Source organism: Mycobacterium sp. (assembly GCF_035506235.1).
In the GTDB taxonomy this organism is placed as follows: Bacteria; Actinomycetota; Actinomycetes; order Mycobacteriales; family Mycobacteriaceae; genus Mycobacterium.
Window position 1 is genome coordinate 21,643 of sequence record NZ_DATJPU010000048.1, and the last position, 9,172, is coordinate 30,814.

A 9,172-nucleotide genomic window follows, 5' to 3' on the forward strand; every position below is an offset into this window, starting at 1 on the left:
CACCTTGAGCGACTTCGGACACGACACCTGGTGGCTGGTGCTGGGCAAGGCGCTGGCCATCTTCGTCTTCCTCATGCTGAACGTGCTGGTCGCGATCCTGCTCGAACGCAAGATCCTCGGCTGGATGCAGCTGCGGCCCGGCCCCAACCGGGTGGGGCCGTGGGGGGCCCTGCAGAGCCTGGCCGACGGGATCAAGCTGGCGCTGAAGGAAAGCATCACCCCGGGCGGCATCGACAAGTTCGTTTACTTTGCGGCGCCGGTCTTTTCGGTCATCCCCGCGTTCACCGCGTTCGCGTTCATCCCGTTCGGCCCGGTGGTGTCGGTGTTCGGCCACCGCACCCCCTTGCAGCTGACCGACCTGCCGGTCGCGGTGTTGTTCATCCTGGGACTCTCGGCGATCGGCGTGTACGGCATCGTGCTGGGCGGGTGGGCGTCGGGGTCGACCTACCCGCTGCTGGGCGGGGTGCGCTCCACCGCCCAGGTGATCTCCTATGAGGTCGCGATGGGCCTGTCGTTCACCGCGGTGTTCCTCTACGCCGGGACCATGTCGACGTCGCAGATCGTGGCCGCGCAGGACCGCGTCTGGTTCGTGTTCCTGCTGTTGCCGTCGTTCCTGATCTACCTGATCTCGATGGTCGGCGAGACCAACCGGGCGCCCTTCGACCTGCCCGAGGCCGAGGGCGAGCTGGTCGCGGGGTTCCACACCGAGTACTCGTCGCTGAAGTTCGCGAGGTTCATGCTGGCCGTGTACGTCAACATGATGACGGTTTCGTCGCTGGCCACCGCGATGTTCTTCGGTGGCTGGCACGCGCCGTGGCCGATCAACATGTGGGCCGGCGCCAACACCGGGTGGTGGCCGGTGCTCTGGTTCACCGCGAAGATGTGGACCTTCCTGTTCGTCTACTTCTGGCTGCGCGCCAGCCTGCCCCGGCTGCGCTACGACCAGTTCATGGCGCTGGGCTGGAAGTTGTTGATCCCGGCCTCGCTGGTGTGGGTGTTGATCGCGGCGGTGATCCGCACGGCGCGCAACCAGGGGTATGCGCATTGGACGCCGGTGCTGGTGGTCAGCAGCCTCGTGTTCGCCACGGCGCTGCTGCTGTTGCTGCGAAAGCCGTTCACGGCGCCCAGCATTCGCGAGATGGAGCGCCAGCTGCGCCGGCAGCGCGGCAAAACCCCCTCCCCCGAAATCACCGAGCCGGCATTCCCGACGCCGCCGCTGCCGGCGCAGAAGGTCGACGCGAGCAAGGAGGAAGCACGTGCCTAAATTCCTGGACGCCGTAGCCGGATTCGGCGTGACGCTCGGCTCGATGTTCAAAAAGACCGTCACCGAGGAATATCCGGAGAAGCCGGGCCCGGTCGCGCCGCGCTATCACGGCCGTCACCAACTCAACCGGTACCCGGACGGCCTGGAAAAGTGCATCGGCTGCGAGTTGTGCGCCTGGGCCTGCCCCGCGGACGCGATCTACGTCGAGGGCGCCGACAACACCGAGGAGCTGAGGTACTCGCCGGGGGAACGCTACGGCCGCGTATACCAGATCAACTATCTGCGCTGCATCGGCTGCGGCCTGTGCATCGAGGCCTGCCCCACCAGGGCGCTGACGATGACCAACGACTACGAGATGGCCGACGACAACCGCGCCGACCTCATCTACGAGAAGGACCGGCTACTCGCCCCGCTGCTGCCCGACATGACCGCGCCGCCGCATCCGAGGGCAGCCGGCGCCACCGATAAGGACTACTACCAGGGCAACGTGACCGCGGAGGGGTTGCGCGAGCACGAGAGCGCCGGGGACACAAGATGATCGCAACGCTCGCAGCAGACACCATGGTTCGCACCTCGACCGGCGAAGCGGTCACGTTCTGGGTGCTGGGTGCGCTGGCCGTGATCGGCGCCCTCGGCGTGGTATCGGCGGCCAACGCGGTCTACTCCGCGATGTCCCTGGCGATGACGATGATCATCCTGGCGGTGTTCTACATGGTCCAGGACGCGCTGTTCCTGGGCATCGTTCAGGTGGTCGTCTACACCGGCGCGGTGATGATGCTGTTCCTGTTCGTGCTGATGCTCATCGGCGTGGATTCCGCGGAGTCGCTGAAGGAGACGCTGCGCGGCCAGCGCATCGCGGCGGTGTTCACGGGCTTCGGGTTCGGCATCCTGCTGCTGGCCGGCATCGGCAACGTGGCGACCGGGGGTTTCCTCGGTCTGACCACCGCCAATTCCGGCGGCAACGTGGAAGGCCTGGCCGCACTGATCTTTTCGCGTTACCTCTGGGCGTTCGAGCTCACCAGCGCGTTGCTGATCACCGCGGCCGTCGGCGCGATGGTGCTGGCACACCGCGAGCGTTTCGAGCGCCGCAAGACCCAACGCGAACTGTCCGAGGAGCGGTTCCGCCCGGGCGGGCGCGCCACCCCACTGCCCAACCCGGGCGTCTACGCACGCCACAACGCGGTCGACGTGGCCGCGCTGCTGCCCGACGGCTCCTACTCGGAATTGTCGGTGTCCCCGATCCTGCGAAGTCGCGGCGCGGACGGCACGGAGCTTGCCCAGACCGAGGAGACCCGGTCCGCCGAGGCCGTGCCCGGTTCTGTTTCAGGGGCAGGTGCGTCGTGAATCCGGCCAACTATCTGTACCTTTCGGCGCTGCTGTTCACCATCGGGGCCGCGGGTGTGCTGTTGCGCCGCAACGCCATCGTGATGTTCATGTGCGTCGAGCTGATGCTCAACGCCGTCAACCTGGCGTTCGTCACGTTCGCGCGGATGCACGGCCATCTCGACGGCCAGATGATCGCCTTCTTCACGATGGTGGTGGCCGCCTCCGAGGTCGTCGTCGGCCTGGCCATCATCATGACGATTTTCCGTGCCCGCAAATCCGCGTCGGTCGATGACGCGAACCTACTCAAAGGCTGAACAACGCCACGATGACTGATTACACCTGGCTGCTGGTGGCGCTGCCATTGGCGGGTGCCGCGATCTTGTTGTTCGGGGGCAGGCGCACCGACGGGTGGGGCCACCTGCTGGGCTGCGCAACCGCGGTGGCGGCGTTCGGCGTGGGTGCGACGCTGCTCGCCGACATGCTCGGCCACGGCGCGGACGACCGGGTCATCCACCAAAAGTTGTTCACCTGGATCCCCGTCGGACAGCTGCAGATCGACCTCGGGCTGCAGATCGACCAGCTGTCCATGTGTTTCGTGCTGCTGATCACCGGCGTCGGATCGCTCATCCACATCTATTCGGTCGGCTACATGGCCGACGACCCGGACCGCCGCCGCTTCTTCGGCTACCTCAACCTGTTCCTGGCCTCGATGCTGTTGCTGGTGGTCGCCGACAACTACGCGGTGCTCTACGTCGGCTGGGAAGGCGTCGGCCTGGCTTCCTACCTGCTCATCGGTTTCTGGTACCACAAGCCGACGGCGGCCACCGCGGCCAAGAAGGCGTTCGTGATGAACCGGGTCGGCGACGCCGGGCTGGCCCTCGGAATGTTCCTGATGTTCAGCACTTTCGGCACGCTGTCGTACGCGGGGGTGTTCGCCGGCGCGCCCGCCGCCGGCCGGGGCGCGCTGACGGCGATGGGATTGCTGCTGCTGCTGGGGGCCTGCGCCAAATCCGCCCAGGTTCCGCTGCAGGCCTGGTTGGGCGACGCGATGGAGGGCCCGACGCCGGTGTCGGCGCTGATCCACGCCGCCACCATGGTGACCGCCGGCGTGTATCTGATCGTGCGGTCCAATCCGCTCTACAACCTGTCGCCCGATGCCCAGCTGGGCGTGGTGATCGTCGGCGCCGTCACCCTGCTGTTCGGGGCTGTCATCGGCTGCGCCAAGGACGACATCAAGCGCGCCCTGGCGGCATCGACGATGAGCCAGATCGGCTACATGGTGCTGGCCGCCGGCCTGGGCCCGGCCGGCTACGCCTTCGCGATCATGCACCTGCTCACCCACGGCTTCTTCAAGGCCGGCCTGTTCCTCGGCTCCGGTGCGGTGATCCACGCGATGCACGAGGAGCAGAACATGCGCCGCTACGGCGGCCTGCGCAAGGCCCTGCCGATCACCTTCGCCACCTTCGGTCTGGGGTACCTGGCGATCATCGGGGTGCCGCCGTTCGCGGGTTTCTTCTCCAAGGACAAGATCATCGAGGCGGCCCTGTCTTCCGGGGACACCCGGGGTTACGTGTTGGGCGGGGCCGCGCTGCTGGGTGCCGGCATCACCGCCTTCTACATGACCCGGGTCATGCTGATGACCTTCTTCGGTGAAAAGCGCTGGGTCCCCGGCAGCCATCCGCACGAGGCGCCGGCCGTGATGGCGTGGCCGATGATCCTGCTTGCCATCGGCTCGGCGTTCTCCGGCTTGCTGCTGTGGTGGGGAGGGGCCCTGCAGCACTGGCTCGAACCAGTCGTCGGGTCACGCGAAGAAGCGGCCCATGCCCTGCCGGCCTGGGTCACCACCGTCGTGGCGTTGGGTGTCGTCGCGATCGGCATCGCGGTGGCCTACCGGATGTACGCCACCGCGCCCATCTCCAGGGTGGCCCCCGTCCGCGTCTCGCCGCTCACCACCGCCGCACGCGCCGACCTTTACGGCGATGCCATCAACGAGGAGGTGTTCATGCGCCCCGGTGCGCAATTGACCGAAGCGCTGGTCGAAGCCGACAACGCTGGGGTGGACGGCTCGGTGAACGCGCTGGCGGCGCTGGTGGGCCGGACGTCAAATGCCCTGCGGCGCCTTCAAACCGGCTTCGCCCGCAACTACGCCCTGTCGATGCTGGCGGGCGCGGTGCTGGTGGTCGCGCTGATCCTGGCGGTGCGGGCGTGGTGAGCTCGCACATCCCGTGGCTGAGCGTCCTGTGGCTGCTGCCGCTGGCGGGCTCCTTGCTGATCATTCTGATGCCCCCCGGGCTGCGACAGCTCGCCAAGTGGACCGGCGTGGTCGTCGGTGTGCTGACGCTGGCGGTGGCGATCGTCGTCACGGTCGGCTTCAAGACGGGCGGCCCCACCTATCAATTCGTCGAAAGCCACAAGTGGATACCGGCGTTCGGCGCGGGTTACTCCCTCGGGGTGGACGGCATCGCCGTGGTGCTGGTGCTGCTGACCGCGGTGCTGATTCCGCTGCTGCAGGTGGCCGGCTGGAACGACGGCGACAAGGGCTTGCAGTCGTCACGAAGTGTGCACGCCTACGTCGCGCTGACGCTGGCCATCGAGTCGATGGTCCTGGTCTCGGTGGTCGCGCTGGACGTGTTGCTGTTCTACGTGTTCTTCGAGGCCATGCTCGTGCCGATGTACTTCCTGATCGGCGGGTTCGGCGGGGGCCCCGGCAGGTCGCGCGCGGCGGTGAAGTTCCTGTTGTACAACCTCTTCGGCGGCCTGATCATGCTGGCCGCCGTCATCGGGCTCTACGTGGTGACCGCGCAGCACGGCTCGGGCACCTTCGACTTCCGTGACATCGTCGCCGGCGTCGCGTCGGGCCGCTACAGCGCCGACCCCGCGGTGATCAAGGCGCTGTTCGGTGGCTTCATGTTCGCGTTCGCGATCAAGGCCCCGCTCTGGCCGTTCCACCGCTGGCTGCCCGACGCCGCGGTCGAGGCCACGCCGGCGACCGCGGTGCTGATGATGGCGGTGATGGACAAGGTCGGCACCTTCGGCATGCTGCGCTACTGCTTGCAGCTGTTCCCCAGCGCCTCAACGTATTTCCGTCCGTTGATCATCGTGCTGGCCGTCATCGGGGTGATCTACGGCGCGATCGTGGCGATCGGCCAGGCCGACATCATGCGCCTGATCGCCTACACCTCGATCTCCCACTTCGGGTTCATCATCCTGGGCATCTTCGTGATGACCACGCAGGGCCAGAGCGGTTCGACGCTGTACATGCTCAATCACGGCCTGTCCACCGCGGCGGTGTTCCTGATCGCGGGGTTCCTGATCGCGCGGCGCGGCAGCCGGGCGATCGCCGACTACGGCGGCGTGCAGAAAGTGGCACCCATCCTGGCGGGCACGTTCCTCGTCTCGGCGATGGCCACCCTGTCGCTCCCCGGCCTGGCGCCGTTCGTCAGCGAATTCCTGGTCCTGCTGGGCACTTTCAACCGCTACTGGCTGGCGGCGGCGTTCGGCGTTACCGCGTTGGTCCTGTCGGCGATCTACATGTTGTGGCTCTACCAGCGGGTGATGACGGGGCCGGTGGCCACCGGCAACGAGGGCATCGGCGACCTAAGGGCACGCGAGATGGTCGTCGTGGCCCCGCTGGTCGCACTGCTGCTTGTGCTCGGGGTCTACCCCAAGCCGGTGCTGGACCTGATCAATCCCGCGGTCGAGAACACGATGACCACCATCGGCCAGCATGACCCAGCGCCGACTGTGCCACCACCGGGTACCGGCGTACCCCGGACAGCCGAAGGACCGCATCGATGACCCTGCCCACCCCCAGCGTCGAGTACTTCCTGCTGTGCCCGATGCTCATCGTCTTCGGCGTTGCCGTCGCAGGGGTTCTCGTGGAAGCGTTTGCGCCCAGGCGAATTCGTTACGCCACCCAGGTGACGCTGGCCCTGGGCGGCCTGGTCGCGGCGCTTATCGCGGACGTGGAGGTCGCCGAGTCGATTCCGGCGTCGGGTCGCGCAGCGGTGCTGGGCGCGATGGCCGTCGACCGGCCGGCGCTGTACCTGCAGGGCACCGTGCTGCTGGTCGCGGTGCTGGCGGTAATCTTCATGGCCGAACGCGCGCGGTCCAGGACGGACAGCAAGGTTGCCGTCTCGGCCGGATCGGGCGGGCTGGATTCCTTTACGCCGCAGGCATCCGCGGTTCCCGGCAGCGACGCCGAGCGCGAGGCGGAGCGGGCCGGGGCCGCGCAGACCGAACTCTTCCCGCTGGCGATGCTGTCCGTCGGCGGCATGATGGTCTTCCCCGCGTCCAATGACCTGCTGACGATGTTCGTCGCGCTGGAGGTTCTGTCGCTGCCCCTGTACCTGATGTGCGGGCTGGCCCGTCATCGCCGCCTGCTGTCGCAGGAAGCGTCGATGAAGTACTTCCTGCTGGGCGCGTTCTCCTCGGCGTTCTTCCTCTACGGCGTGGCCTTGCTCTACGGCGCGACCGGCACGCTCCTGCTGCCCGGGATCCGGGATGCCCTTGCGGCCCACGGTGATACCTCGATGGCATTGGTCGGCGTCGCGCTGCTGTCGGTCGGGCTGCTGTTCAAAGTCGGTGCGGTGCCTTTCCATTCCTGGATCCCCGACGTCTACCAGGGCGCGCCCACCCCGGTCACGGGGTTCATGGCGGCGGCGACCAAGGTGGCGGCGTTCGGCGCGCTGCTCCGGGTGGTCTACGTGGCGTTGCCCCCGCTACACGATCAGTGGCGCCCGGTGCTGTGGACGATTTCGATCCTGACGATGGCGGTGGGCACCATCACCGCCGTCAACCAGACCGACGTCAAGCGGATGCTGGCCTATTCGTCGGTCGCGCACGTGGGTTTCATCCTCACCGGCGTGATCGCGGACAACCCGGCGGGCCTTTCGGCCACATTGTTTTATCTGGTCGCCTACAGCTTCAGCACCGTCGGCGCGTTCGCCATCGTGGGCCTGATTCGCAACGCCGACGGCGTCGAGGACGCCACCCTCTCGCATTGGGCCGGGCTCGGGCAGCGCTCTCCCATTGTGGGCGTGATGTTTTCGATGTTCCTGCTGGCATTCGCCGGTATCCCGCTCACGAGTGGCTTCGTCAGCAAGCTCGCGGTGTTCAAGGCCGCCGCCCAGGGCGGCGCGGTGCCCTTGGTGGTCGTCGGCGTCGTCGCCAGCGGCGTGGCCGCCTACTTTTATGTCCGGGTGATCGTGTCGATGTTCTTCACCGAGGCAACCGACGACACCCCACAGGTCATGGAGCCGGGCATCCTGAGCAAGGCCGCGATCGCGGTATGTGCCTTGGTCACAGTGCTTTTGGGGATCTTCCCGCAGCCGCTGCTCGACCTGGCCGATCAGGCAGCCCAGCTGCTGCGCTGATCCGCACCACGCTGGCCGGCTACAGCTGGCCGAAGACGCCACCCAGGATGCCGACCAGGTCATCACCAGCGTTGAACAGCCCCACGCTGTTGCTGCCCGAGTTTCCGATGCCCGCGGAGGTCGTGAAGGTGGGGTTGGGGGCCGAGTTCGCGACACCGGAATTGTTCATGCCCGAGTTCGCGATGCCGACGTTGAGGGTGCCCGCGTTGGCGAGGCCGATCACCTGGGTGCCCGAATTGTCGAATCCCACGTCCCCTTCACCCATGTTGAGGAAACCCGACGTCGGCAGGCCCAAGGGCCCGTTGGCCGCGTTCTCGAAGCCGGATACGCCGACGCCCGAGTTGTAGAAGCCCGACACGCCGGTGCCGCTGTTACCGATGCCGGAGTTCGTGACTATCCCGGTGAGGTCGGCCGAGCTACCGATTCCCGTGTTCAGGGTGCCCGCGTCGAACAGACCGGTGTTGGTGTCGCCCGAGTTGAAGAAGCCGGTGTTGACGCTGCCCGAGTTGAACCAGCCCGTGTTCGCGCCCACGCCGGACGCCGAGCCGCCGGAGTTGAAGCTACCGGTGTTGAAACTGCCCGCGTTCGCGATTCCGACGTTGTCAAGGCCCGAGTTCCCGAATCCCATGTTATGGGGACCCGCGTTGGCAAACCCGAAGTTTTGGATGCCGGCGTTGCCGAAGCCCGTGTTGCTGCTGCCCGAGTTCCAGAAACCCGCGTTGTTGCTGCCCGCGTTCGAGAAGCCGAAGTTGCCGCTCCCCGAGTTGAAGATGCCGAAGTTTCCGTTGCCCGAGTTGAAGAAACCGACGTTGTTGCTGCCCGAGTTCCCGAAACCGAGGTTGCCCAGGCCCGCATTGAGACCGCCGATGCCCACCATGTTGTCGGCCGGAAGGTTGAAGCCGACGTCGTTGCTGCCCGCGTTTCCGAAACCGAAGTCGTTGCTGCCGAGGTTGCCGAACCCGATGTTGGAAGAGCCGAGATTACCGAATCCGAAGTTGAAAGAGCCCGAGTTCCCGTCACCGAGGTTGAACCTGCCCGAGTTTCCGCTGCCCACGTTTCCGTTTCCGATGCCCAGCACGCCCCCGCCGTTGCCGAAGCCGAGGTTCGCGGAACCGAGGTTTCCGCTGCCCAGGTTGGAGTTGCCGAAGTTCCCGAGGCCGAAGTTCGTGTTGCCGATGTTTCCGCTGCCCAGGTTCGCGAAGCCCCA

At 66.6% G+C, this 9,172-nt stretch carries 7 protein-coding genes and 1 pseudogene; 7 read left to right on the forward strand and 1 reads right to left on the reverse strand.

Annotation, left to right across the window (positions count from 1 at the left end; all coding sequences use genetic code 11):
- Positions 1-4: 4 nt before the first annotated feature.
- The 7 genes from nuoH to nuoN are packed head-to-tail and all read left to right on the forward strand — an operon-like array spanning position 5 to position 7,965.
- Positions 5-1,264 carry an NADH-quinone oxidoreductase subunit NuoH gene (gene nuoH / locus VMD50_RS04860; RefSeq protein ID WP_325425412.1) on the forward strand — a complete coding sequence of 420 codons (1,260 nt, stop codon included), beginning with the start codon at positions 5-7 and terminating at the stop codon, positions 1,262-1,264.
- Positions 1,257-1,802, forward strand: a complete 546-nt coding sequence (gene nuoI / locus VMD50_RS04865) for an NADH-quinone oxidoreductase subunit NuoI (protein ID WP_325425399.1) — start codon at positions 1,257-1,259, stop codon at positions 1,800-1,802. The genes nuoH and nuoI overlap by 8 nt, the downstream gene beginning before the upstream one ends.
- Entirely contained in the window at positions 1,799-2,608 is an 810-nt protein-coding gene (locus VMD50_RS04870; protein WP_325425401.1) for an NADH-quinone oxidoreductase subunit J, read from the forward strand. Before nuoI ends, VMD50_RS04870 begins: the two co-directional genes overlap by 4 nt.
- Positions 2,605-2,904 (forward strand): NADH-quinone oxidoreductase subunit NuoK, encoded by a 300-nt coding sequence (gene nuoK / locus VMD50_RS04875; RefSeq protein ID WP_325425403.1) that lies wholly within the window; start codon positions 2,605-2,607, stop codon positions 2,902-2,904. The genes VMD50_RS04870 and nuoK overlap by 4 nt, the downstream gene beginning before the upstream one ends.
- 11 nt (positions 2,905-2,915) lie before the next feature.
- Positions 2,916-4,802: an NADH-quinone oxidoreductase subunit L gene (gene nuoL / locus VMD50_RS04880; RefSeq protein WP_325425404.1), complete on the forward strand. Its 1,887-nt coding sequence runs from the start codon at positions 2,916-2,918 to the stop codon at positions 4,800-4,802.
- Positions 4,799-6,388: an NADH-quinone oxidoreductase subunit M gene (locus VMD50_RS04885; protein ID WP_325425406.1), complete on the forward strand. Its 1,590-nt coding sequence runs from the start codon at positions 4,799-4,801 to the stop codon at positions 6,386-6,388. The genes nuoL and VMD50_RS04885 overlap by 4 nt, the downstream gene beginning before the upstream one ends.
- The gene (gene nuoN / locus VMD50_RS04890; protein WP_325425408.1) at positions 6,385-7,965 is read left to right on the forward strand and encodes an NADH-quinone oxidoreductase subunit NuoN; all 1,581 of its coding nucleotides are present in this window, start codon (positions 6,385-6,387) and stop codon (positions 7,963-7,965) included. Before VMD50_RS04885 ends, nuoN begins: the two co-directional genes overlap by 4 nt.
- A 19-nt stretch (positions 7,966-7,984) precedes the next feature.
- Here nuoN and VMD50_RS04895 read toward each other — a convergent pair.
- Positions 7,985-9,172 (reverse strand): annotated as a pseudogene (locus VMD50_RS04895) (hypothetical protein); the annotation flags it as partial.

Excerpts from the sequence above, each read along its gene's own strand:
- VMD50_RS04870 (WP_325425401.1), top strand. The coding sequence starts at position 1,799 with ATGATCGCAACGCTCGCAGCAGACACCATGGTTCGCACCTCGACCGGC.
- nuoL (WP_325425404.1), top strand. The coding sequence starts at position 2,916 with ATGACTGATTACACCTGGCTGCTGGTGGCGCTGCCATTGGCGGGTGCC.
- nuoN (WP_325425408.1), top strand. The coding sequence starts at position 6,385 with ATGACCCTGCCCACCCCCAGCGTCGAGTACTTCCTGCTGTGCCCGATG.